18 protein-coding genes are annotated in these 24,233 nt (G+C 62.9%); 12 read left to right on the top strand and 6 right to left on the bottom strand.

What is annotated here, in order from left to right; translation table 11 throughout:
- Nucleotides 1-41: 41 nt before the first annotated feature.
- The 3 genes from DFR34_RS15050 to DFR34_RS15040 form a co-directional block, all read right to left on the bottom strand.
- Nucleotides 42-2,267 (bottom strand): primosomal protein N', encoded by a 2,226-nt coding sequence (locus DFR34_RS15050; protein WP_245906914.1) that lies wholly within the window; start codon nt 2,265-2,267, stop codon nt 42-44.
- Between the two features lie 324 nt (nt 2,268-2,591).
- Nucleotides 2,592-2,846 carry a hypothetical protein gene (locus tag DFR34_RS15045; RefSeq protein WP_110391978.1) on the bottom strand — a complete coding sequence of 85 codons (255 nt, stop codon included), beginning with the start codon at nt 2,844-2,846 and terminating at the stop codon, nt 2,592-2,594.
- Between the two features lie 176 nt (nt 2,847-3,022).
- Nucleotides 3,023-3,961, bottom strand: a complete 939-nt coding sequence (locus tag DFR34_RS15040) for a restriction endonuclease (RefSeq protein WP_110391977.1) — start codon at nt 3,959-3,961, stop codon at nt 3,023-3,025.
- A gap of 625 nt (nt 3,962-4,586) precedes the next feature.
- Between DFR34_RS15040 and DFR34_RS15035 the strand changes: the two genes are divergently transcribed.
- The 6 genes from DFR34_RS15035 to DFR34_RS15010 all read left to right on the top strand — a co-directional run bounded on the left by DFR34_RS15035 (nt 4,587) and on the right by DFR34_RS15010 (nt 13,305).
- Nucleotides 4,587-6,233, top strand: a complete 1,647-nt coding sequence (locus DFR34_RS15035) for an acyl-CoA synthetase (protein WP_245906913.1) — start codon at nt 4,587-4,589, stop codon at nt 6,231-6,233.
- A gap of 79 nt (nt 6,234-6,312) precedes the next feature.
- Nucleotides 6,313-8,109, top strand: coding sequence for an acyl-CoA dehydrogenase (locus DFR34_RS15030; protein ID WP_110391996.1), 1,797 nt, complete (start codon nt 6,313-6,315; stop codon nt 8,107-8,109).
- Nucleotides 8,110-8,143: 34 nt separating this feature from the next.
- Nucleotides 8,144-9,799: an electron transfer flavoprotein-ubiquinone oxidoreductase gene (locus DFR34_RS15025; RefSeq protein ID WP_245906912.1), complete on the top strand. Its 1,656-nt coding sequence runs from the start codon at nt 8,144-8,146 to the stop codon at nt 9,797-9,799.
- Nucleotides 9,800-10,091: 292 nt separating this feature from the next.
- Nucleotides 10,092-10,406, top strand: coding sequence for a DUF485 domain-containing protein (locus DFR34_RS15020; protein WP_110391975.1), 315 nt, complete (start codon nt 10,092-10,094; stop codon nt 10,404-10,406).
- Nucleotides 10,406-12,070, top strand: a complete 1,665-nt coding sequence (locus tag DFR34_RS15015; protein WP_110391974.1) for a cation acetate symporter — start codon at nt 10,406-10,408, stop codon at nt 12,068-12,070. The genes DFR34_RS15020 and DFR34_RS15015 overlap by 1 nt, the downstream gene beginning before the upstream one ends.
- 107 nt (nt 12,071-12,177) lie before the next feature.
- Entirely contained in the window at nt 12,178-13,305 is a 1,128-nt protein-coding gene (locus DFR34_RS15010; protein WP_110391973.1) for a VIT1/CCC1 transporter family protein, read from the top strand.
- Between the two features lie 107 nt (nt 13,306-13,412).
- On the opposite strand, the gene metW is transcribed toward DFR34_RS15010, so the two are convergent.
- Nucleotides 13,413-13,994 (bottom strand): methionine biosynthesis protein MetW, encoded by a 582-nt coding sequence (gene metW / locus DFR34_RS15005; RefSeq protein WP_110391972.1) that lies wholly within the window; start codon nt 13,992-13,994, stop codon nt 13,413-13,415.
- A complete protein-coding gene (gene metX, locus DFR34_RS15000) occupies nt 13,991-15,133 on the bottom strand; it encodes a homoserine O-succinyltransferase MetX (RefSeq protein WP_110391971.1) in 1,143 nt (380 codons plus the stop codon). The genes metW and metX overlap by 4 nt, the downstream gene beginning before the upstream one ends.
- A 188-nt stretch (nt 15,134-15,321) precedes the next feature.
- On the opposite strand from metX, the gene DFR34_RS14995 reads away from it, so the two are divergent.
- Complete coding sequence (locus DFR34_RS14995; RefSeq protein ID WP_110391994.1) at nt 15,322-15,501, top strand: protein MIGRI; 180 nt, start codon at nt 15,322-15,324, stop codon at nt 15,499-15,501.
- A gap of 42 nt (nt 15,502-15,543) precedes the next feature.
- Here the strand turns inward: DFR34_RS14995 and DFR34_RS14990 are convergent, their stop codons facing one another.
- Nucleotides 15,544-16,107 (bottom strand): DUF4337 domain-containing protein, encoded by a 564-nt coding sequence (locus DFR34_RS14990; protein ID WP_110391970.1) that lies wholly within the window; start codon nt 16,105-16,107, stop codon nt 15,544-15,546.
- 207 nt (nt 16,108-16,314) lie between these two features.
- Between DFR34_RS14990 and DFR34_RS14985 the strand changes: the two genes are divergently transcribed.
- From DFR34_RS14985 to DFR34_RS14965, 5 genes are all read left to right on the top strand, one after another.
- Nucleotides 16,315-17,925 (top strand): methyl-accepting chemotaxis protein, encoded by a 1,611-nt coding sequence (locus DFR34_RS14985; protein WP_110391969.1) that lies wholly within the window; start codon nt 16,315-16,317, stop codon nt 17,923-17,925.
- Nucleotides 17,926-17,979: 54 nt separating this feature from the next.
- Nucleotides 17,980-18,726 carry a sulfite exporter TauE/SafE family protein gene (locus DFR34_RS14980; protein WP_110391968.1) on the top strand — a complete coding sequence of 249 codons (747 nt, stop codon included), beginning with the start codon at nt 17,980-17,982 and terminating at the stop codon, nt 18,724-18,726.
- Between the two features lie 260 nt (nt 18,727-18,986).
- The gene (locus DFR34_RS14975; RefSeq protein WP_211309444.1) at nt 18,987-21,230 is read left to right on the top strand and encodes a sigma-54-dependent transcriptional regulator; all 2,244 of its coding nucleotides are present in this window, start codon (nt 18,987-18,989) and stop codon (nt 21,228-21,230) included.
- Between the two features lie 280 nt (nt 21,231-21,510).
- Nucleotides 21,511-22,239 (top strand): aspartate/glutamate racemase family protein, encoded by a 729-nt coding sequence (locus tag DFR34_RS14970; RefSeq protein WP_245906911.1) that lies wholly within the window; start codon nt 21,511-21,513, stop codon nt 22,237-22,239.
- Between the two features lie 174 nt (nt 22,240-22,413).
- Nucleotides 22,414-23,970: a hypothetical protein gene (locus tag DFR34_RS14965; RefSeq protein WP_110391966.1), complete on the top strand. Its 1,557-nt coding sequence runs from the start codon at nt 22,414-22,416 to the stop codon at nt 23,968-23,970.
- Nucleotides 23,971-24,233 lie beyond the last annotated feature (263 nt).

Genomic DNA, 24,233 nt, shown 5'->3' with positions numbered 1-24,233 from the left:
TCGTGAGCCACTCCAAGTGGGTAAAAATCAGGCGGTGCGCCTCATAGCTCTTGTGGATCCACATCCAGCGACCAGCGCAGCGCCGAGCCAAACGGCCGCGCCCAGTCGTCCAGGCCGCTGCACAGCGCCGACAGCGCGGCGTGCAGCGGCGCGCGGCGCTCGGCCTGCAACAGCAGTTGCGCGCGCTCGCGCCCGGCCAGCCGCGCCATGCTGGCTGGCGCCGGGCCCAGGCTGAGCACATCGCCATGACACGCGGCATATTGGCGCACCTCGCGCAAAAATGCCATGGCGGTGTCCAGCTCGGGCGCGTCGGCGCGCAACAGCGCCTGAAATACCGCAGGCGGATAGCCGGCGCTGGCGCGTTCTTCCAGCAGACGCTGGGCAAAGCCGGCCACATCGTGTTCGCGCAGGGCCAGATACAGCGGGTGATCAGGAAACTGTGTCTGCACCCACACCTGGCCGGGCAGCGCGCCACGGCCGGCGCGGCCGGCCACCTGCGTGAGCAGGGCAAACAGGCGTTCTTCCGCCCGAAAATCCGCGCTATACAGCCCGCCGTCGGCGTTCAGCGCCACCACCCGCGACAGACTGGGAAAATCATGGCCCTTGGCCAGCATTTGTGTACCGACCAGGATATCCAGCTCGCCCGCGCGCACCTGGCGGTCGATCTCGGCCCAGGCGTCGCGCCGGCTGACGGTGTCGCGGTCGATGCGGGCAATGCGCGCCTGCGGAAACTGCCGGCGCAAAGCGGCTTCGATGCGCTGGGTGCCTTGCCCCAGCGGTTTCAGATCGGGGTTGCCGCAGCTGGGGCAGGCGTGCGGGATGGCTTCGTGGTGGCCGCAGTGGTGACATTGCAGGCGGCGATCGTGCCAGTGCAGCACCAGCCGCGCCGCGCAATGCGGGCAGGACGATAGCCAGCCGCAGTCCACACAGGCCAGCACCGGCGCCCAGCCGCGCCGGTTGATGAACACCAGGCTGGTTTCGCCTGCGGCCAGGCCGTCGGCCAGCGCTTGCCAGGCGGCGGCGCTCAAGCCTTCGTCCAGCAACTGGCGGCGAATATCCAGCAAATGAATCTGCGGCAGCGCGGCGGCGCTGGCGCGGCGGGTCAGCCGGGCGTGGCGATAGCGGCCGGCCTGCACCGCCGCCACGCTTTCCAGCGAGGGCGTGGCCGAGCCCAGCACCACCGGCGCGCCGGCCTGTTGCGCGCGCCACACCGCCAGATCGCGGGCGTGGTAGCGCAGGCCGTCTTGCTGCTTGAACGAGCCATCGTGCTCTTCGTCCACCACAATCAGCCCCAGCTCAGGCAGCGGGGTGAACACCGCCAGCCGGGTGCCAATCACCAGCCGGGCGCGGCCTTCCCAGGCGGCCAGCCAGGCTTGCGCGCGCGCGCCGTCGGCCAGATTGCTGTGCAGGCAAACCGTCGGCGTGTGCGGAAAACGCGCGCGAAAGCGCGCCTCCAGCTGCGGGGTGAGGTTGATTTCCGGCACCAGCACCAGCGCCTGGCGGCCGGCGGCCAGCGCCTGGGCAATCCACTGCAAATACACTTCGGTTTTGCCGCTGCCGGTGATGCCGTCCAGCAAGGTGGCGGAAAACCCCGCCCAGCTCAGCCCGTCCACCACCTCGCGCTGCTCGTCGGTCAGCGCCGGGCCGGGGCTCACCGTCATGGCCGCCTGCGCTGGCGTCACCTGCGCCAGCCAGCCGGCGGCCAGCCATTCGCGCAGCAGCTTGCCGGCCTGCGGATGCAGCGCGCGCGCCTCGTCATCCAGCGCCAGCGGCCCTTGCCGCAGCCGCGCCCACAGCGCCAATTGGCGCGCCGCCCGCGCTGGCGGCTGCCAGGCGGCGCCGGCTTCGCTCAGCGCATACACGGGCGGCAAGGCCAGCGTGCGGCGCGGCGGGTTGCGCAGCGCGGTGGGCAGCGCGGTGAACAGGGTTTGCCCCAGCGGATAATGGTAGTAGCGGGCGGCAAAGCGGGTGAGCGCCAGCCAGTCGTCCGGCAGCGGCGGCAGCTCGTCCAGCACCGCCAGCAAGGGGCGCAACTGATGCGGCGACGCCGCTGCCTGCCCAACCACCACCCCCACCAGTTTGCGCGGGCCAAACTGCGCCAGCACGCGCACGCCCGCCGGCAGCGGGCGCGGGGCCAGATAGTCGAACACCCGGTCCAGCGGCACATCAAACGCCACCTGCACGATCACCCGTGGCGTCGCGCTGACATCGGTCGCCGACGCAGGCAAAGAAGCCTTGTGCGGCAAGGGCTTGGCGGAACTATTCACACAAGCTGTGGATAACGATGTGGACAATCGGCGGACAAACCGGACGGATGCCCGACGGGCAAGGCTTCTGTTGGATTGACCAAAAAATCATCAGAGAAATTCTTGCTTATAAAACAATAATTTATATAAATACAGCTGCTCGTGACAGTCACGTTGAACCCCACTTTTGCCGCCTGACGCTGGTGTGTATAACTCGCCCATCAGGATCAAGCGAAGCCTGGCTTGTCAAGGAAAAAAGAGACATCAGCAGATGAAAATCGGCCAGACTCAGGCATGTGGCTGGTGACTACGCGGGGATGATAGCGCGGATTGGGGGCGGCATGGCTAACGCCGACACCACATCCGCCACAGCGCCCAGGCCAGCAGGGTGAGGCTCAGTGTGGCCACGAATGAACAGCACAAGGCCAGCGCCAGCTCGACATCGCCCTTTGGCCAATGCAGCACCGTCACCAGCCAGACGCCGAACGCTGGCGGAAACGGCGGGGTGAAATCCGGATAGACAAACCACAGGCGCGTGCCGGTCAGGGTGGCGACGGATAGCCAGAGGGTCAGGGCAGCGACAAGGAGAGGCTTTTTCATACGAAACATGGTGCTTTAATTACCATCAAACTCACCAAAAATCTAAGAGGCGGGATGGAAAAACACAGCAAGTCCTAATTGAAACCTGGGCCATAAAAGCCAGTAATAATCATACATTCCCCTCCAACCTCTCGCGCACAGAAGACATAGCAATCAAAATAGATTGCCAGCCTTAATTACTCCTCATTAAAATATTCTAAATCAATTTTCTTGACCTCGTAGACTGCCTTCAGCACAACACCTAAATCATGCTCAATCATATAATCAACCAGCTGAACCCCGTCAATAAGAACAATTTTTGGGTCAATTGATAGAACATAGTTCTTTTCATCTGCAGAAAATGTGCCCGTAGTAATAAAAACGCCCTTTCTTGCCCGTTGACCATGCAGTGCTCCTACAAATTTTTGAATTTCAGGGCGACCAACTGTCCCAGCCCAACGTTTAGCCTGAATATAAATAGACTCCAAACCCAAGCGGTCCTCACTAATTACCCCATCAATTCCTTCATCACCAGACCTACCAATAGCCCTTCCCGCTTCCGACCGACTACGGCCATAACCCATCTTTAGTAAAAGATCAACGACAAGCACTTCAAAAAAATGAGGAGAACACGACTTGACTTGCTCAAGCAATGAAGAGGCCAGCTCACCTTGAATGCTTTGAAAAGCCTGCTCCAGAGACTCCTCAGGTGTTTCTACCTCATCTTGCAGTGAAGAGACCGGTACAGCGGCCAATGACTTCTCAGACTTGACTGTTTTAGGAGACTCTTTTGGCGTTTCTCGAAAGGCTCTGAATTTCTCAAATTGATGAAGAACAGAAATAGAAATCGACTGGGGATTTCGAGAAAGAAAATCCAGCCCTTCTTGAGTGATGCAAAAGCAACCCCTTTTTGGTGAAAATAAAAGACCTGCACGCTCGAGATAAACCTTAGCCCATGCCACACGATTATCAAATCGGCGCTGCCTTCCACTAGGAAGAACCTCTTCAATCTCTTCATTAGTCAGAGAAAATTTGTGAGCAAGGAACTCTCTCACCTCTCGCAATGTAAGTTGCTGATGATCACGAGCAAAGTTTAAGACAGGCAACATCAGCGACTGAAAATCTGGAATCGGCATATCACAATCCTCTATATTTAAAAAAACCATTACATGACATAGCCACCAAGGCCACCACACAAAATTTTCACAGAAATAATTTACACAAAACCCACCCAATTTAAATTAATTCCCCGAAACAAAACCAAGCCCACTCCAAGCATAAAAATGGAGATTTGAGAAAAATCACTCAGCCCAATGCTTTATGTATTTGCTTGAATTTTACATATCTTCAGCGCGATGTTTTTGGCTCTTAGCCAGTGAGCTGAAGATGCTATTATTTTTTTGGCCAAGATCCATCTCAGACTAACAGATGCCACTGAACGTAAACACTGCGATACCCCTCGCGTCATCATCGTCAACCACCACTTTCCTAACCAAAAATTCAGCAACACCAGTCACTTACCCGCTGCAAACATTCGTTACATTTGCACAATAGTTCCGACACCTTCTCCTGCGAATCTCCCAGTGTCACAAGCGTCCCCTGTGACGGTACACCTGTTTCCTCCCCGGCCGCACTCCCCGTCGGCCGGGGTGTACCCGGTGTCATAGAATAAGAGCCGTCAACAAAACGCAGCACATGCGTACGGCCTGGCTGCGCAATTCCGCCCCGGTTTTGTTGGCCGACCCAAGGAGAGGAGAAGTCGTGTCTCAAGAAGCCTATCGTCAAGGTCTGGACCAAAATCCGGCCAACTATGTCCCGCTGTCCCCGCTGACCTATCTCGAACGCGCCGCCTATGTGTACCCCACCCGCCTGTCGGTGGTGTACAACGACCGCCAGTTCACCTGGGCGCAAACCTACGAGCGTTGCCGCCGTCTGGCCTCGGCGCTGGTGAAGGCTGGCGTCAAGCCGGGCGACACGGTGGCCACCATGCTGCCCAATGTGCCGGCGATGTACGAAGCGCACTTTGGCATCCCGATGTCTGGCGCGGTGCTGAACACCCTGAACACCCGCATTGACTCCGAATCGGTGGCCTTCATGCTGCGCCACGGCGAAGCCAAGGTGCTGCTGACCGACCCGGAATACGCCGATATCGTCGGCAATGCGCTGGAAATGATGGCGCCGGAAGAGCGTCCGCGCGTGGTGGACGTGGCTGACGCCACCTATGCCGGCCCGGACTATCGCCTGGGTCAGCAAGAATACGAAGATTTTATTGCCGGCGGCGACGCTGATTTTGTCTGGAATCTGCCGGGCAATGAGTGGGACGCCATCGCGCTGAACTACACCTCCGGCACCACCGGCAACCCCAAGGGCGTGGTGTACCACCATCGCGGCGCCTACCTGAACGCGGTGAGCAATATCGTGTCCTGGGGCATGCAGCCGCATGCGGTGTACCTGTGGACGCTGCCGATGTTCCACTGCAATGGCTGGTGCTTCCCGTGGACCATGGCTGCCAACGCCGGCATCAATGTCTGCCTGCGCCGCGTGGACGTGAACCGCATCTTTGAATTGATCCGCACGCTGAAAGTCACCCATTTCTGCGGTGCGCCGATTGTGCACGGCATGCTGATCAATGCGCCGGAAGCCGCGCGCACCGGCATCGATCACCCGGTGAACGCCCTGATTGCCGGCGCTGCGCCGCCCGCTGCCATTATCGAAGGCATGGAGCGCATCGGCTTTAACATCACCCACGTTTACGGCCTGACCGAAACCTATGGCCCGGCCTCGGTGTGCGCCAAGCACCCGGAATGGGACAGCCTGCCGATTGAACAGCGCGCCGAGATGAACGGCCGCCAGGGCGTGCGCTACCACATGCAAGAAGCGGTGTCGGTGCGCGACCCGATCACCCTGGAAGCGGTGCCGGCCGATGGCGAAACCATGGGCGAGGTGATGTTCCGTGGCAATCTGGTGATGAAGGGTTACCTGAAGAACGACGTGGCCAGCGCCGAGGCGTTTGCCGGCGGCTGGTTCCACACCGGCGACCTGGCGGTGATGCAGCCGGATGGCTACATCAAGATCAAAGACCGCTCCAAGGACGTGATCATCTCCGGCGGCGAAAACATCTCCTCGCTGGAAGTCGAAGACGTGCTGTATCGCCACCCGGCGGTGTCGGCGGCGGCGGTGATCGCCATGCCCGACCCGAAATGGGGCGAAGTGCCGTGCGCCTTCCTGGAGCTGAAAGATGGCGCCGAGACCACCGAAGAAGCGGTGATTGAATACTGCCGCGAGCATCTGGCCCGCTTCAAGGTGCCCAAGAAAGTGATCTTTGGCCCGCTGCCGAAAACCTCCACCGGCAAGTTGCAGAAATACCTGCTGCGCCAGCAGATGAAGTCGGCCTCGGCCATCGGCTAAGCCGTCTGCACCCTAACGCCTATCTTGCCTGACACGCCGCCCCGTCCACCGGGGCGGCTTCCGAGAGCACACACCCATGATGACGAGTTACACCGCGCCGCAGCGCGACATGCTGTTTGTCCTCAACCACCTGGCCGGCCTGGAAGCCGTCTCGCAATTGCCGGGCCTGGAAGACGCCACCCCGGACATGGCCGCGGCCATTCTGGACGAAGCGGCCAAGTTTGCCGCTGGCGTGCTGGCGCCGATCAACGCCAGCGGCGACCTTCAGGGCTGTCGCTGGGACAACGGCGTGGTCACCCCGGCCGACGGCTTTGCCGACGCCTACGCCAGCTTCTGTGAAACCGGCTGGAACGCCATGCCGGCGCAGCCAGAGTTTGGCGGCCAGGGCTTGCCCTCGCTGGTGTCGTCCGCCGTGCAAGAAATGTGGAAGTCGGCCAATATGGCCTTTGCCCTGTGCCCGATGCTGACGCTGGGCGCGGTGAACGCCATTGCCGAACACGCCAGCGACGAACTCAAGGCGGTGTATCTGCCCAAGATGGTGTCCGGCGAGTGGACCGGCACCATGAACCTGACCGAACCCAACGCCGGCTCTGATCTGGCCGCCGTGCGCAGCCGCGCCGTGCCGGCTGGCGACGGCAGCTACCGCATCAGCGGCACCAAGATTTTCATCACCTGGGGTGAGCACGACATGGCCGAGAACATCGTCCATCTGGTGCTGGCCCGTCTGCCGGACGCGCCGGAAGGGGTGAAGGGCATTTCGCTGTTTATCGTGCCGAAATACCTGGTCAACGCCGACGGCTCGCTGGGCGCGCGCAATGATCTGGTGTGCGCCTCGATCGAACACAAGCTGGGCATTCACGCCAGCCCCACCGCGGTGATGGTGTTTGGCGAGAACGACGGCGCCATCGGCTATCTGGTGGGCGAGCCGCACAAGGGCCTGGCGTATATGTTCACCATGATGAACCACGCCCGCCTGAACGTGGGCATGGAAGGCGTGGCGATTTCCGAGCGCGCTTTCCAGCAGGCGCTGGCCTACGCCAAGGATCGCGTGCAGGGCAAGCCGATGGGCGACAGCAGCGGCCAGACCCGGCCGATTCTGTACCACCCGGACGTGCGCCGCATGCTGATGGACATGAAGTCGCGCATCGAAGCCATGCGCGCGCTGGCCTACCAGACCGCCGCGCACATGGACTACGCCCACCATCACCCGGACGAAGCCGTGCGCCGCGAGCATCAGGCCCGCGTTGAGCTGCTCACCCCGGTGGTGAAGGGCTGGTGCACGGAAACCTCGATCAATGTCACCTCCACCGGCATTCAGGTGCACGGCGGCATGGGCTTTATCGAAGAAACCGGCGCCGCCCAGCATTTCCGCGACGCCCGCATCACCACCATTTACGAAGGCACCACGGCCATTCAGGCCAATGACCTGATCGGCCGCAAAGTGGCGCGCGAAGGCGGCAGCTCGCTCGCAGTGCTGCTGGCCGACATCGACGCCACCCGCGAACAACTGCTGGCCAGCGGCAACGCCCAGCTGAGCGCCATTGGCGCGGCGCTGGCGCGCGGCGCTGGCGCGCTGGCCGAAGCCCGCGACTGGCTGCTGGCGCACTACGCCAGCCAGCCGGCGCAAGCCGCTGCCGGCGCGGTGGCCTTCCTCAAGCTGACTGGCGTGGTGGCCGGGGGCTGGATGATGGCGCGCGCCGCGCAAGTGGCTACCCAGTTGCTGGCCGATGGCGACAGCGACACGGTGTTCCTGAACGCCAAGCTGGCCACCGCCCGCTACTACGCCGACCAGGTGCTGCCGGAAGCCGCGCTGTACGCCGCGCAAATCACCCAGGGCGCCGCCTCGGCGCTGGCGCTGGACGAGGAGGGTTTCTGATGTCAGCCCGGCTTGCCCGCGTGGGAGGTGCGCAATGAGCGAACGCGATTCCATGCAATACGACGTGGTGATCGTTGGCGGCGGCCCGGCCGGGCTGTCGGCGGCGATTCGCCTCAAGCAACTGGCCGAACAGCAGGGGCGCGAAGTCAGCGTCTGCCTGCTGGAAAAAGGCTCGGAAGTCGGCGCGCATATTCTGTCTGGCGCGGTGATCGACCCGATTGCGCTCAATGAGCTGATCCCGGACTGGAAAGAACAAGGCGCGCCGCTCAACACCCCGGTGAGTGAAGACCGCTTTTTGTTCCTTACCGAAACCGAAGCGACGCAGTTTCCGGAAAAACTGATGCCGCCGCTGCTCAACAACCACGGCAACTACATCATCAGCCTGGGCAATCTGTGCCGCTGGCTGGCGACGCAGGCCGAGGCGCTGGGTGTGGAAATCTACCCCGGCTTTGCCGCTGCCGAAGTGCTGTATCACGAAGACGGTTCGGTGAAGGGCGTGGCCACGGGCGATATGGGCGTGGGCCGCGATGGCGAGCCCAAGGCCGACTACGCGCCGGGCATGGAGCTGCACGCGCACTACACGCTGATTGCCGAAGGCGTGCGCGGCAGCCTGAGCCGCGAGCTGGACGAACGCTTCCAGCTGCGCGAGGGCATCGACCCGCAAAAGTACGGCATCGGCATGAAAGAACTGTGGGAAATCGACCCGGCCAAGCATCAGCCTGGCCTGGTGATGCACTCGCAGGGCTGGCCGCTGGGCAGCCACACTGGCGGCGGTTCGTTTTTGTATCACCTGGAAAACAATCAGGTGATGGTCGGTTTTGTCGTGCATCTGAATTACGACAACCCGCACCTGAGCCCGTATGACGAATTCCAGCGCTTCAAGACCCACCCGGCTATCCGCACCTTCTTTGAAGGCGGCAAGCGCATTGCCTATGGCGCGCGCGCCATCAACGAAGGTGGCTTGCAGTCCATCCCCAAGCTGGTGTTCCCCGGCGGCGCGCTGATTGGCTGCTCGGCGGGTTTTGTCAATGTGCCGCGCATCAAGGGCAGCCACAACGCCATGAAAACCGGCATGCTGGCCGCCGACGCCGCCTTTGCCGCGCTGGGCGCCGAGCGCCACAGCGATGTGCTGGACGACTATCCGCGCGCGCTGGAGCAATCCTGGGTGTACGACGATTTGTTCAAGGTGCGCAACGTCAAGCCGGCGCTGACCCGCTTTGGCATGGTGGGCGGCACCTTGTACGGCGGCCTGGACATGTGGCTGCACTGCCTGGGCGTCAAGCTGCCGTGGACCTTCTCGCACGGCAAGCCGGACCACGCCTACCTCAAGCCAGCGGCCGAGATGCCCAAGATCCAGTATCCGAAGCCGGATGGCAAGGTGAGCTTTGACAAGCTCTCCAGCGTGTTCATCTCCAACACCAACCACGCCGAAGACCAGCCCTGTCATTTGCGGCTGAAAGACGAATCGGTGCCGATCCGGGTGAACCTGGCCCAGTTCGACGCGCCCGAGCAGCGTTATTGCCCGGCCGGGGTGTACGAGATTGTGCGCGAGGGCGAGGCTGCGCCGCGTTTGCAGATCAACTCGCAGAACTGCCTGCACTGCAAAACCTGCGACATCAAGGACCCGACGCAAAACATTGTCTGGACCACGCCGGAAGGTGGGGGTGGGCCGAACTACCCGAATATGTGATTTACCCCAAAACATAACACTTGCCCACGCGCCACTCACCCTGGCGCGCGGGGACGAATTTACCGCCACAAGCGGTGAATCCCGCTGGCGCACCACGCCGGCGGGGATGCGAATGGCGTGAGCTATCGCAGGGAAACCCAGTGCCCACCCCAACCCGATCGCCAGCCGGTGACGAGGCCAGGGGGCACGGAGCCGGACGCCGCCACACGTCCGGCAATACATGAGGCGACCATAAAGAGCCGCCCGATCACGCTACAAAGCCAGAAAACCCCGGAAACAAAGAGGAGGAACAATGTCTCGCCAAAGCGACATTTATCAACGGGTTCGCCAAAACCCCAAATTCACCGAACTGGTCACCCGACGCGGCCGCCTGGGCGCGTTGCTGTCGTTCATCGTGCTGGGCAGCTACTACGCCTTCGTGATGCTGGTGGCCTTCGCCCCCGACGTTTTGCGCATTCCGCTGCACCAAGGCGGCATGCTGACCATCGGCGTGCCGATCGGCGCCGCGCTGATCATTGGTTCGTGGCTGCTGACTGGCTATTACGTCAGCAAGGCCAACAAGGATTTTGACCGCATCAGCCACGAGCTGGTCAAGGAGGTGAGCTGATGTTCGCCCGTCTGACTCCCCTGTTGTTTGCCGCTGCCGCCAGCCTGGCCTGGGCCGGTCCTGGCGCGGTGGAAGAAGCGCAGAAGCAACCGCTTAACCTCACCGCCATCGGCATGTTCTTTGTGTTCGTGCTGGGCACCCTGGGCATTACCTACTGGGCGGCGCGCCGCACCAAGTCCACCTCGGACTTCTACACCGCCGGCGGCGGGATTTCCGGTTTCCAGAATGGCCTGGCCATTGCCGGTGACTACATGTCCGCCGCCACCCTGCTGGGCCTGTCCAGCATGGTGTTCGCCAAAGGCCTGGACGGCTTTATCTTTGCCGTGGGCTTCTTTGTCGGCTGGCCGGTGATTTTGTTCATGATGGCCGAGCGCCTGCGCAATCTGGGCCGCTTCACCTTTGCCGACATCGCCAGCTACCGTCTGGACCAAGGCAAGATCCGCACCTTTGCCGCCATGGGTTCGCTCACCGTGGTGTGCTTCTACCTGATCGTGCAAATGGTCGGCGCCGGCCAGCTGATCAAGCTGCTGTTTGGCCTGGACTATGCCACCGCCGTGATCGTGGTGGGCGTGCTGATGGTGGTGTACGTCACCTTCGGCGGCATGATCGCCACCACCTGGGTGCAGATCATCAAGGCCTGCCTGCTGCTGGCCGGCGGCATTGTGCTGCTGATCATGACCATGAGCCAATTTGGCTTCAGCCTGGAAACCATGGCCGCCAAAGCCGTGGCCACCCACAAGGACGGCATGAAGATTGTCGGCCCCGGCTCGCTGCTGGCTGATCCGGTGTCTGCCGTGTCGATGTCGCTGGGCCTGGTGTTTGGCACCGCTGGCCTGCCGCACATCCTGATGCGCTTCTTTACCGTGCCCAACGCCGTGGAAGCGCGTAAGTCGGTGTTTGTCGCCAGCGGCTTTATCGGCCTGTTCTTCCTGGTGGTGTGCACTCTGGGCCTGGCGGCGATTTCCATCGTCGGCGGCGACCCGCAGTTCTTTGAAGGCGGCAAGGTGGGCGGCAAGCTGATCGGCGGCGGCAATATGCCGGTGATGCACCTGGCCAACGCCGTGGGCGGCAATCTGTATCTGGGCTTTATGTCGGCCGTGGCCTTCGCCACCATCCTGGCCGTGGTGTCTGGCCTGGCGCTGGCTGGCGCCTCCGCCATCGCCCACGACATCTACGCTCGGGTGATGCGCGGCGGCAAAGCCACCGAAGCCGAAGAAATGCGCGTGTCGCGCTGGGCCTCGCTGGGCCTGGGCGTGGTCGCCGTGGTGCTGGGCATCGCCTTCGAAAAGCAGAACGTGGCTTTCCTGGTGGGCCTGACCTTCGGCATCGCCGCCTCGACCAACTTCCCGATCCTGATCCTGTCGATGTACTGGAAAGGCCTGACCACGCGCGGCGCGCTGATCGGCGGCATTGTCGGCCTGGTGTCGGCAGTGACCTTCGTGGTGCTGTCCAAGGCGGTGTGGGTGGTGGTGCTGAACAACCCGGCGCCGATCTTCCCGTACGAACAACCGGCGCTGTTCTCCATGCCGCTGGCCTTCTTCTTCACCTGGCTGTTCTCGGTGACCGACAAGAGCGCCCGCGCCAAAAACGAAATCGACGCCTTCGACGACCAGTACGTGCGCTCGCAAACCGGCATCGGCGCCGCTGCGGCCTCCAATCACTGATCGACGTCCGTCAACGACTCTCTCTCCGCCAGCGGAGTTTTACCCGACCGTTCCCCCGGTCGGGTTTTTTTTGGTGTAATAGCAAAGCCACCTGCCGAGAGCCCCTCATGACCACAGACAACACCACACTAGCGCGCTTTATCGCCAATTATCAAAGCGAGCGCGAGGGCGCTGCCTTATATCGAGAAATGGCCGCGCATGAGCCCCATGCCGAGATGGCCGAGCTGTATGTGCGACTGGCCCGCGTAGAAGAAACCCATGCCGAGTTCTGGCGTCGCCGCATTGTGACGGCCGGCGGCCAGCCCCCCATCCGGCTGGGGTGGCGCACGCGCATTTTGCTGTGGGCCACGCGCCGGTTTGGCGCACAGGCGGTGTTGCCGTTGGTGGCCAGCGATGAGGCGCGCAACCGAACGATATATGACCACCAACAAGAGGCAGGCGTTGACATGGCGCGGCAAGAACGTTCCCATGCGCGCATATTGTCCATGCTGGCTTCACCCTCTCACCGTGGTTGGGATGGCCCAGCGTACTCGCGGCTGGAGGGCCGTCATGGCGCTGGCGCCGCGAATAATCTGCGCGCCATGGTGCTGGGCGCCAACGATGGACTGGTATCGACATTTTGTTTGCTGATGGGGGTAGCCGGGGCCGCCGTCAATCCACACACTTTACTGGCCACGGCGGTAGCCGGCTCTTTGGCGGGCGCCTGCTCAATGGCGATGGGGGAATGGATTTCGGTGCAAAGTGCGCGCGAACTCCAAGAAAAGCAAATCGCCAGCGAGGCGGAAGAATTGGCCGCCTCACCAGCAGAAGAACAAGAAGAATTAAGCCTGATTTATCAAGCCAAAGGCTTTACCCAAGATGAAGCCCAGCAGATTGCCCAGCGCGTGATTCACGATCCGGCCTCGGCGCTGGACACTCTGGCGCGGGAGGAGCTGGGCATCAACCCGGATGATTTGGGTGGCTCAGCCATGGGGGCGGCCACTGCGTCGTTTCTGGTGTTTTTGCTGGGGGCGATGATTCCGGCGTTACCTATGTTTTTGGCGCCGTCTTCCGCAATCGTGACCGCCAGCGCCGTCTGTTCGGCGCTGGGGCTGTTTGCTTTGGGCGCCGCCATTGCCATTTTTACAGGCAAACATCCACTGCTATCAGGCGCCCGGCAATTGTTGATTGGTTTGGCGGCAGCAAGCGTGACCTTTGCCATAGGCCATGTGTTTGGCGTGGGGCTGGGCGGCTGACTCAGCGCAGCATTTGACGCCGCGCCAAGCCTAAAGCAGCTCAGCCGCGCAAGAAACCCTACGAGAAGCACAGCAAGGTTGTGCAACCACTCTAGGGCGCTTCGTGTTCAGCGACTCACCCGATACAGCGCCAGGCTGCCCAGCAGATTGGGCAGGAAGGTGATTTCCTGCTCGCCGTCCATCACCACCCGCTCGACCACGCGGATGCCGTTTTTGGCGCACAGTGCTTCAAAGTCGCCCAGCATGCACAGGTGCAGGTTGGGGGTGTCGTACCAGGCGTAGGGGATGGTTTCCGACACCGGCATGCGGCCGTGCAGCAGGATTTGCAGGCGGTTTTGCCAGTAGCCGAAGTTGGGGAAGGTGACAATCGCCTCGCGGCCGACGCGCAGCATGTCCAGCAGGATTTGCTCGGTCTGTTTCATCGCCTGAATGGTCTGCGACAACACCACCACGTCAAACGACTGGTCGGCAAAGCCGGCCAGGCCGGCTTCCAGGTCGCCCTGGATCACGTCCACGCCGCGCTCGACGCAGGCAATCACATTGTCCACGTCGATTTCCACGCCGTAACCCGACACGCCGCGTGCGGCCAGATAGGCCAGAAGCTCGCCGTCGCCGCAGCCCAGATCCAGCACATGGGCGCCGGGGGGAATGTCGTTGGCGATTTTTTGCAGGTCGCTGCGCAGGCTCATGCGCCCACCTCCTTGGCTACATTGTTCAGGTAGGCGCGCATCAGGCGCACATACGGGGCGTCGGTCATCAAAAAGGCGTCGTGGCCGTGGGTGGATTCGATTTCGGCGTAAGACACCCGGCGCTTGGCGTCGATCAGCGCCTTGACGATTTCTTTCGAGCGCGCGGGCGAGAAGCGCCAGTCGGTGGTGAACGAGGCCACCAGAAACTGCGCCTTGGCCTGGCCCAGCGCCGCGGCCAGATTGCCGGCAAACGCCTGAGCCGGGTCGAAGTAATCCAGCGCCTTGGTCATCAGCAAATAGGTGTTGGCGTCAAAATAATCAGAGAACTTGTCGCCCTGATAGCGCAGATAGGATTCGATTTCGAATTCCACATCGTAGCCATAGCGGTATTCGCCGCTTTTCAGCATGCGGCCAAATTTGGCGCCCATGCCGTCGTCGCTCAGATAGGTGATGTGGCCCAGCATGCGCGCCAGGCGCAGGCCACGGCGCGGCACGGTGCCATGCGCGTAATAATCGCCGCCATGAAAATCCGGGTCGGTGAGGATGGCCTGGCGGGCGACGTCGTTAAAGGCGATGTTCTGCGCGGTGAGCTTGGGCGCCGAGGCAATCACCAGCGCGTGCGCCACCCGATCAGGGTAGGTGAGCGTCCATTGCAGCGCCTGCATGCCGCCCAGGCTGCCGCCAATCACCGCCGCCCAGCGCTCGATGCCCAGCCGGTCGGCCAACCGCGCCTGCGCGTGCACCCAGTCCGGCACGGTGACCACCGGAAAACTCGCCCCCCAGGGCTGGCCGGTGGCCGGGTTGATGCTGGATGGCCCGGTGCTGCCGTGGCAGCCGCCCAGATTGTTCAGGCCCACCACAAAAAAGCGCGAGGTGTCGATGGGCTTGCCGGGGCCGATCATATTGTCCCACCAGCCGGCGGCTTTATCGTCCGGGTGATGGCGGCCGGCGACATGATGGTGGCCAGACAACGCGTGGCAGATCAGGATGGCGTTGCTGGCGTCGGCGTTCAGCTCGCCATAGGTTTCAAACACCAGTTGATAGTGCTCAAGCGTGGCGCCGCTGGCCAGGGTCAGCGGCGTGTCGAAGAGGGCGGTCTGCGGCGTGACAAGGCCGACGGAATGCGGGTCTGGGGTCATCTGGCGTATCAGGTCTGGTTAGGCTCACGGGAGACAAGTCAGTTAAATAGCACGTCCGGGGCGATGGCTCAAGCAAATGGAATATTTTTGAGCATGGCATGCCGATGGCGTGGCGTGCGCGCCGCACCAAGTTGCCCGGCGCAGTCGGCATGCCCATAATCGACACCGCTGTGTTGACTGGGTGGATCATGTTCGGACGATTGTTCAAATTCTTTTTGCTGGCCACCGTCTTGGTGTTGCTGGTGCGCTTGCTGTTTTCGCGCCAACAGCGCCACGGCCTGCGCGAGTGGATCACCACGCTGGCGCAGGCGCTGCTCATCAGCTCGGCGCTGTTTGTGGCCGCCTACTGGCTATGGGGCGTGCACTGACGCCGCCAGCAGGCAAACGAACACTGTAAACCGCCGCTGCGGCTACAGCAAGGGCGGCAGGAACAGCAAAAAGCCGTTGGCGAACAACACCAGGCCAAGCAGCCCCAGCGGCAGCGCGCACAGCCACAGCTCACGGCGCTTGAACAGGCCGGCCACCGACGACAGCAAGATGGCGATTTGCAAAAAAATCACCGCCAGCCCCATTGGCTGACCATGACGCTGGGCGTCGTCACGCTTGGCTTCCAGCTCGTGGGCGGTGCGCTGGATGTCTTCTTTTTCGGCGTCGTATTTCTTGATCTTGGCGCTGTAGTCGTCCAGCTTGGCCTGATAGGCGGCGCGTTTACTTGCTGGGGCGTCGGCCGGCAGGGTGTCGAACTCGAGTTGCAGGCGTTCGCGCTGGATTTGGTACAGATTGGCCTTGATGCTCTTGGCCTGATAGTAGGCCCACTGATCCGAGGCCTGCGCCTGACTGATCACGCTGCGGGTGGAATAACCGCCGCCCTTGAAGGTGGACAGCGTGGCGCATACGGCAAAGATTACCGTGGTCAGCGCCAGATAATTCAGCCAGGGATCTTTCTTGTCTTCGGGTTTTTTTTCGTCAGCCATGGATTATGTCAAATCAAAGTCGGGCACAATCCGATATTCTACCCGGATGCAGCCATTTTCGGGCGTCGTCAGCCCATCCCGAGAGCCCCCCGGACCTCATCGCCACCCATGCCGCTGACACGTTCTGAATGTTTGCCATCCTGAGATCTGACAACTCTGCAACGGCGCCCCCCACGCGCCAATAACCTCTTTTAAGGAGTGTGGCGCATGTCCATCATGCAACGTTTGGTGTTTTCTCAAATTGTGGTGCTGATCTCGCTGTTGGTGATTGGCGGCGGCGGCTTGCTGCAACTCAACAGTTCACACGACCGTTTCAACTACTTGCTGGACAACACCATGCCCAGCCTGAGCGTGATCAATCGCAGCCAGCGCGCACTGGACGAACAGCGCATCGTGCTGCACAAGGCCATGCTGGAAACCCACACAGCCAAGTTGACGACGCTGGAAGCTGAAGAGCACAAAGCCGCCGCGGAAATGAAAGCCGCGCTGGATGAATACGAAAAAAGCATGATTTCTGACGACACCGATCGTCAGTTGCACGGCGAAGCCCGACGCACCGCCAATGCCTATCTGGACATGGCCAATCAGGCGCTGGCCCAGCTCAAAAGCGGCCAGCGCGACGCCGCCGCCGAACAAGTGCTGCACGGCGGACATGGCGCCTTGGCCGACGCGGCGCTGGATAAATTGATGAAATACAACCAGCAACTGGCCCAGCAGCTGGGCCAACAAGGCGATGCCGCCACCGCGCGTGCGCAATGGCTGGCGGCCGGGGTGATGGCGGCGGCGCTGGCGCTCAACCTATGGCTCGCCGTTTCGCTGCAACGCGCCGTCGGCCAAGGCGTGCGCGGCATCCGCGACACCTCCAGCGAAGTGGCCGAGAGCCTCAACTTCACCCGCCGCGCCGCCATCTTGCGCATGGACGAAATGGGCCAGACCGGCACGGCGTTCAATAGCCTGCTGGAGCGCCTGCAAACCAATCTGCGCACGCTCAAGCACGGCGCCAGCGAAGTCTCGCAGGCTGCCAGCCAGATTGCCGACAGCGCCGAGCAATTGTCCGACTCGGCCAGCATGCAAAGCGACGCCTCCTCGCAAGTGGCTGCTGCCGTGGAAGAACTCACCGTCAGCATCAACCATGTGGCCGACCGCGCCAATGAAACACTGAGCCTGGCCAACCGCTCCGGCCAGCTGGCGCGCGACGGCTCGCGGGTGATTGGCGAAACCATTCAGGATATCCGCGACATCTCGCAGGCGGTCAACACCGTCTCGACCAGCATTCACGAGCTGACCACTCACAGCGCCAAGGTGGGCGATGTGGTGCAGATGATCCGCGACGTGGCCGACCAGACCAATCTGCTGGCGCTGAACGCCGCCATCGAAGCCGCCCGCGCTGGCGAACAAGGCCGCGGCTTTGCTGTGGTGGCCGACGAAGTGCGCAAGCTGGCCGAGCGCACCACCAGTTCCACCCAGGAAATCAGCGTGATTGTCGACAGCATGAGCCAATGCTCGCGTCAGGCATCTGAATTTATCCAGTCGGCCGAGCAACTGGCCACCACCGGCGTGGACCGCGCCGACCATGCCGACCACGCCATCCGCGAAATCGGCGAGGCTTCGGCCAACACGGTGACCATGGTCAACGAAATCTCGGCGGCCATCCGCGAACAAAGCCAGGCCAGCTCCAGCATCGCCGAACAGGTCGAGCGCATCGCCCGCATGGCGCAAACCGCCAGCGGCGCCGCCGGCAACGCCGCGCAAGCCGCCGACTCGCTGGAAAAACTGACCAGCCAGCAACGCGATACCCTGGGCCACTACACGGTATAATTCTGCGCCAGCCACGGCGGAATCGGTCCGCCCGGCCTGACTGCGGAGCCCGCCATGCTGCTTGCCCTGGCCCTGTTTGCCGCCGCCCTGCTGGCCGGCGTGGTCAACGCCTTAGCCGGCGGCGGCCTGTTGTTTACCTTTCCGGCGCTGGTGGCGCTGGGCGTGCCGCCAGTGGCGGCCAACGCCACCGCCAATATCGCCTCCTGGCCGGGCTACGCCTCGGCGGCATTCGCCATGCGCCGCGAGCTGGCCCACGCCGGCGGGCTGCGCCTGCTGCTGATCACTGGCGTGGCCGGCGGCGTCACTGGCGCGGCGCTGCTCAAGGTGATGTCGGCGCAAGTGTTCAGTTATCTGGTGCCCTGGCTGTTGTTGCTGGCCACGCTGTTGTTCTGGCAGGGCCGCGCGCTGCTGGCCTGGCTGGGCCGCGACCACCACGCCGTCAACCGCCGCTGGCTGGCGGTGGGCAGCTGGCTGGTCAGCGTGTATGGCGGTTTTTTTGGCGGCGGCATGGGCGTGATGATGATGACGCTGTTCAGCCTGTGTGGGATTCCCTCACTATTCACCCAGAACGCCCTGAAAATCTTTCTGTCGCTGGTGCTCAACACCGCCTCGGTGATCGTGCTGCTGGCCGCTGGCCTGGCGGTGTGGGAACACATCCCGCCGCTGGCGCTGGGTTATGTACTGGGCGGCTACGCCGGCGGGCGGGTGATGAACCACCTGCCGCAACACTGGCTGCGCGCCGGCGTGGTGGGTTTTGGCCTGGTGATGAGCGGGTATTTCTTCTGGCGGGCGTATCTGTGAGTTGCGCTTGCCCGGCCTGCGCCGCCAGACCACGCCAGCCAAGTCCAAAACCGGCTGCCGCCCGGCAGTGCCGGGCTGTTATCACCTGTCATTCCAGATCAGGCACGGCTGACGTATGATTCTCGGCCGCCGGGGCGCGCCGCGCCCCGGCCTGCTGTCGCCCACCTGGCGGTGGCGATGTGCTTGCTTCAGGAGACCCTGGCCATGCTGTTGTCGATGCGCCCCCTTGCCTTTTCCGTGTTGTTGCCATGTCTGCCCGCATGAGCCGCCCATCCGGCAGCGCCCGCCTGGGCGCAGGGGCGGACCTGATTGGTGAATCACTGGCCTGCCAGCGTGTGCGTCAGCTGATCGAGCGCATGGCCCCGACTGACCGCCCCTTGCTGATTCGTGGCCCAACCGGCGCCGGCAAAGAGGTGGTGGCGCGCCGAGTACACCGGCTGGGCATCCAGCCAGAAGCTCCGTTTGTGGACGTCAACTGCGCGGCGATTCCGGAAAACCTGGTGGAATCCGAGCTGTTTGGCCATGCCCGTGGGGCATTTACTGGTGCGTCCAATTATCGCGCCGGTTTTTTCCAGCAGGTGGGGCCGGGCACGCTGTTTCTGGATGAAATCGGCGAACTGCCGCTGGCGCTGCAACCCAAGCTGCTGCGCGTGCTGGAAACCCGTGAGTTCCGCCCGGTAGGCAGCACGGATGCGCTGCCGTTTCATGGTCGCATCGTGGCCGCCACCCACCGGGACTTGGCACAGATGGTGCGCGACGGCCAGTTTCGTGAAGATCTGTATTACCGGCTGGCGGTGTTTGTGGTGGAGCTGCCTGGCCTGGACCAGCGCAAGGAAGACATCCCCGCGCTGGTGCGTCACTTTGCCGGCCAGCAAAGCCGGGCGCTGAGTTTTACCCCCGAAGCCATGCAACGGCTGTATCGCCAGGACTGGCCAGGCAATGTGCGCCAGCTGCGCAATCTGATCGACCAGCTCAGCGTGCTGGCCGAAGACAGCCGCATCGACCTGGCCACGCTGGCGCATTTTCTGCCCGGCCAACCCGAACACACCGACCTGGGCGACGAGCTGGCTGACGCCGTGCTGAAATTGCCAGGCGGCGACAAACTGGAGCTGGTGCAGGACTGGCTGACCGACCGCGCCCTGGCGCGCTGTAATGGCAACAAATCCGCCGCAGCCCAGCTGCTAGGCGTCAGCCGCAAGACGGTGGAACGCCGGCTGAAGGCACGCGAAGCACAGGCGCTGGAGCTGGACGCCCAACTGGCACGTGGCCGTCAGGCCGTGGAAACCGGCGAATTTCGCAGCGCCATTCCGCTGCTGCGCCGTGCCAGCGAGCTGGCACAAGATCCTCTTAACCGCTTTGAAGCACTGCGTCTGCTGGGCATCAGCCTGCGCAGCGTCAATGGCTGGCTGTGTCCGCAAGCACAAGCCTGCTATCAGGCCGCGTTTGAGGCCGGACGCGATCATGCTGACCCGCAAGCCCTGTCCACTTTGCAATTTGGCCTGTGGGCCAGCCAACTGATGACGCTGAGCCTGGGCCAGGCGCGCGCCACCGCCCAGGACATGCTGCAACGCGCCCAGCACCTGCCGATGGCACGCATGGAAGCCCATGTCGCCATGGCCAACACCCTGTTCTGGCTGGGAGACGGCGAAGAAACCTTGGCGTGCCTCGCCCGCGGAGATCTCCTGGGCGGGGCACGCCCCGGCGGCGCCGATATGCAGGGCTTTGACCTCAGCACCCTGGCGCTGACTCTGGAAGGATTGGCCGCGTTTCAATGCGGACGCTTTGCCCAGGCGCGCACCGCCATGGATATTTTGCACCAGCGCGCCAGCGCCCAGCATCACACCGCGTTCAACCGGGTGATGGCCTTGCAGGGTGCGGGCTGGCTGGCCGCCCTGTTTGAAGCCACAAACCAGTTGGCCGAACTGGGCGAGGCGCTACACACGCTGGCACATAGCCAGGAACTGGATTTTTATCAGGGCATCGGCCGCATCCTGGCCGGCTGTGCCCGCGCCGCCCAAGGCGACAGCGAAGGCGGCGAGACCGACATCCGTCTGGGCTATGAACAGCATATCCAGCGTGACGGTGGCGTGCTGTTCCACTCGTTCCAGGCCTGGCAACGCGGCGATATCCTGCTGCGCGCCGGGCAGGCGCGCCAGTGCCTGAACCTGATTGGCCAGGCGATTGATCTGGCGCTGGAGCACCAGGAGCGAGCCTATCTGGGCGAGCTTCTGGTGGTGCGTGCCCGTGCGCTGTGGGCGCTGGGCGAGCCGGATGTGGCCGAACAAGAACTGCGCGGGGTGATTTCCACCGCCATGGCGCTGGGCTCCACCCCGGCGCGGCTGGCCGCCGCCCACCAACTGGCGCTGCTGCTGCGTGAGCGTGGTCAGTTCACGCTGGCACAAGAGGCCCTGGCGCGGGCGCTGCGCGGCGTAGAGGCCGACGGCGGAGCGCCCGTGCTGGCGCGGGTGCAGGCCCTGCAACAGGCTTTGCTGGCCGAATACTGATTCCCAGATCAAGCAAAGGCAGAAACCATATCTCGGCCATGGCCATCCTGGTATCGCGGCGGACGAAATCGTCCAGCATGCCGGCGGATAAATGGGCGCTTTCGTCCACAGGCATGACTTGCCGGACAGGCCAATCTGTTGCAAAACAAGCCTGTATGCAAATGGCACGCGAGTTGCAATAGCCAAAACCGTTACCGGCCAGCTGGCCCGGCGTACCTTGTCTGCGCCCGGGACAACACCCGTCCGGACTCTTGCTGCCTTTTTACCGGAGCCCCGATTCATGAGCATGCCCCCGATCCGCATTTGCGTCATCGCCCCCGCCCATTCACGCACCGATACCCCTCCGCTGCTGGAGGCGCTGCGGCCCGTGACGCCGCCTGATGTACTGGTCGATATCCGGCATATCCGCGAAGGCAGCCCGTGCGTGGAAAACCGCACCGACTGGCAAGAAAACGGCATGGCCGTGGTGCGGCTGGCGCGCGAGCTGGCCGAGGAAGGCTACGATGGCCTGTGGGTGGCAGACTTTGACATGTGTGGCGTCGAGGCCGCCCGCGAGGTGGTCGATATACCCGTAGCTGGCGGTTTTGTGCCGGCGGTGTTCACCGCCTTGGGCCTGAGCGGGCGGTTTTCCATCCTCACCCTGTCGCAAAGCACAGTGGCCATGCAGCGCAGCCATGCCCGCGCCTATGGCGTGGATGGCGCGCTGGCCTCGGTGCGCCAGCTCAATTGCAGCCCGGACGACCTGAACCACACCGAACTGGTGGTCAACAAGGCGCTGGAACAGGCTCTGCGCGCGGTCAAAGAGGATGGCGCCGAAGCCATCGTGCTGGGCCACACCGGGCTGATTCAGGTAGCGCGGCGCGTCAGCGAACTGCTGGAAGACATCCTGGGCGTGTATGTGCCGGTCATCGACCCCAATCAGGCCGGTTTTGGCTTTTTACTGGCGCTGACCCGCATGGGCCTGCGCCCCGGCCGGCTGACTTACACCAAGGTAAAATTGCCCAGCTGAATCAGGCTGGCATGCTTTGCGCAATATACACTGACGCTGGCGTCAAAACTGGCAAAAAATGGACGTTTTCGTCCATTCCCCCTGTAAAAGCCGGGCGTTTTCGTCCAAGCCCGGCTGATAACGTCCACTTTGCACCGAGTTTTGCCGCGGATGCCTGTTTGAAGGACCTGGCCCATGCCGATTTTTCGCGTCTACCTCCGCCACCCAGCCACCACCGCCCCCGCCTGGGATTATGCCGAAACCGTGGTCACCGCCTGTGCCGCCGAAGCCATTGCCCATGCCCACGCCCAGTGGTCACACAGTCGCCCGGAAGTGGCCGTGCCGGCGCTGCCGCACTGCCAGACACAAGCCATCATGATCGAAACCAGCCATCTGCTGGCAGCCAGCACGCTGTCCCCAGGCCAGCAAGCCGCCATTCATGAGCTGGAGCGCCGGGTCAGCCATCTGCTGCACGACACCCTGCATGGCACTTTCCGTCTGGTCAGCGCGCCCGCCGGCCTGCCGATGCCGCTGACCGAGGCGAGGGGCTGGCGCAAGGGCGGGCTCAGCACGCTGGACAGCCTGCTGACGATGGCCGGCAATAGCCAGCTGACCTTGTCCAGCGAGCGGTTTTCTGCGCTGTACCAGCATATTCTGCGCGGCATCGCCTTTGTGTGGAGCGAACAAGACCGCGCCATTCTGCGTCGCGAAGAAAGCCAGGCCAGCGATACGCTATCTGCCGTGCTGGCCGCCAGCGCCAGCCTGCGCCCGGCCATCATCTGGCCAGCAGACGATGCCTTGCAAGCCGTGTTCGACCAGCTCTGCCGCCGGTTTGGCGCGCCAGAAGCCCTGCCGGACAGCCACGCGGCCTTGATCGACGCACTGGCCGGCTATCGCGCCCGGGCGGGCGAAAGCTATGCGCTGCGCCGCTGGCGTGGTCTGGCGCAGGCGCGACTGGACGCGGCGCTGAGCCACACCCAGCAGGCCAACGCCGACAACGGCGGCGCCGCCCTGGCGGCTGGCGGCCACCAGCCGGCGTATCAGCTGGATACCCCACCGGCCACCCTGTGGACCCAGCTGTGCGACACCCACCAGCAAGTCAGCCTGCCGCTGCGGCTGAGTGATTTTACTGGCGAGGTGGTCACCGTTGGTCTGGGCAGCGGCATGCCTTTCTGTCTGCGTGTGGCCGATGTGCTCACCCTGCACGCGGGCGAACAGCACGAACTGGACCTCTCGCGCTATGTGCGAGCCGACAGCCGGGTCAGCCTGACACTGGACTGGTCTGGCGTATGCGCCCTGCGCCCGCGCCCGCTGGCGCTGGATGCCCAGGCGCGTCAGGGCTGGTATGCGCGTGAAATTCTGCGTGAAGTGCTGGACCTCACCTGGCAGCCAGTCAGCAGCCTGAAGCTGGTCAACCCGGATTTTGACCTCAATTACCTGTTTGGCCAGGGCATGGCGTTTTCCCGGCTGGATCACTGGGTGATCAGCCAGCAACCCACACTGACGCTGACGTTGGATCGGGTGGACACCGCACGCCTGCGCGCCGAGTTGCCAACAGGCGCGCCAGCCCGTGCCCAGGTGTTGCGCTTGTTCAATCTGGGCGGCGGCGACAGTGGCTGGCATGTGCGCGAGCTGCATATCGAGGGTGAACACGCCCGCCTGACCCTGGCCGCCCCGGCCCCGGATGCCAGAACACCCCGGCCGGCCTATGTGCTGGGTGGCGTGCCGGCCTTCCCGCCGCTGGGCGTGTAAGCATAAAAAAACCGCCCAGGCCGGGGAGCCATGGGCGGACAAGACACGTTCCGGCATTGCGCCGGCGCGGAAACACACTGGTGCAGCCTGTCTGGATCGTCAGGCCGAAAAAATCTAGTAGCCAGTCACGTTGAAACGCGAGGATAAAGACGAGCAAGCTTACGTCGGGCATCCTGAGTGGAGAACTTCCACTTGATGGGGATGGCTTTGGCGTTGCGTTCACGCACATTGGCCTCAACCTCGCGTCGCAACGTTTCTTCATC

Source organism: Rivihabitans pingtungensis (genome assembly GCF_003201855.1).
In the GTDB taxonomy this organism is placed as follows: Bacteria; Pseudomonadota; Gammaproteobacteria; order Burkholderiales; family Aquaspirillaceae; genus Rivihabitans; species Rivihabitans pingtungensis.
This window is presented reverse-complemented; position numbering and strand designations above follow the sequence as displayed.

Excerpts from the sequence above, each read along its gene's own strand:
- DFR34_RS15045 (WP_110391978.1), bottom strand. The coding sequence starts at position 2,846 with ATGAAAAAGCCTCTCCTTGTCGCTGCCCTGACCCTCTGGCTATCCGTC.
- DFR34_RS15040 (WP_110391977.1), bottom strand. The coding sequence starts at position 3,961 with ATGCCGATTCCAGATTTTCAGTCGCTGATGTTGCCTGTCTTAAACTTT.
- DFR34_RS15030 (WP_110391996.1), top strand. The coding sequence starts at position 6,313 with ATGACGAGTTACACCGCGCCGCAGCGCGACATGCTGTTTGTCCTCAAC.
- DFR34_RS15025 (WP_245906912.1), top strand. The coding sequence starts at position 8,144 with ATGAGCGAACGCGATTCCATGCAATACGACGTGGTGATCGTTGGCGGC.
- DFR34_RS15020 (WP_110391975.1), top strand. The coding sequence starts at position 10,092 with ATGTCTCGCCAAAGCGACATTTATCAACGGGTTCGCCAAAACCCCAAA.
- DFR34_RS15015 (WP_110391974.1), top strand. The coding sequence starts at position 10,406 with ATGTTCGCCCGTCTGACTCCCCTGTTGTTTGCCGCTGCCGCCAGCCTG.
- DFR34_RS15010 (WP_110391973.1), top strand. The coding sequence starts at position 12,178 with ATGACCACAGACAACACCACACTAGCGCGCTTTATCGCCAATTATCAA.
- metW (WP_110391972.1), bottom strand. The coding sequence starts at position 13,994 with ATGAGCCTGCGCAGCGACCTGCAAAAAATCGCCAACGACATTCCCCCC.
- metX (WP_110391971.1), bottom strand. The coding sequence starts at position 15,133 with ATGACCCCAGACCCGCATTCCGTCGGCCTTGTCACGCCGCAGACCGCC.
- DFR34_RS14995 (WP_110391994.1), top strand. The coding sequence starts at position 15,322 with ATGTTCGGACGATTGTTCAAATTCTTTTTGCTGGCCACCGTCTTGGTG.
- DFR34_RS14990 (WP_110391970.1), bottom strand. The coding sequence starts at position 16,107 with ATGGCTGACGAAAAAAAACCCGAAGACAAGAAAGATCCCTGGCTGAAT.
- DFR34_RS14985 (WP_110391969.1), top strand. The coding sequence starts at position 16,315 with ATGTCCATCATGCAACGTTTGGTGTTTTCTCAAATTGTGGTGCTGATC.
- DFR34_RS14980 (WP_110391968.1), top strand. The coding sequence starts at position 17,980 with ATGCTGCTTGCCCTGGCCCTGTTTGCCGCCGCCCTGCTGGCCGGCGTG.
- DFR34_RS14975 (WP_211309444.1), top strand. The coding sequence starts at position 18,987 with ATGAGCCGCCCATCCGGCAGCGCCCGCCTGGGCGCAGGGGCGGACCTG.
- DFR34_RS14970 (WP_245906911.1), top strand. The coding sequence starts at position 21,511 with ATGAGCATGCCCCCGATCCGCATTTGCGTCATCGCCCCCGCCCATTCA.
- DFR34_RS14965 (WP_110391966.1), top strand. The coding sequence starts at position 22,414 with ATGCCGATTTTTCGCGTCTACCTCCGCCACCCAGCCACCACCGCCCCC.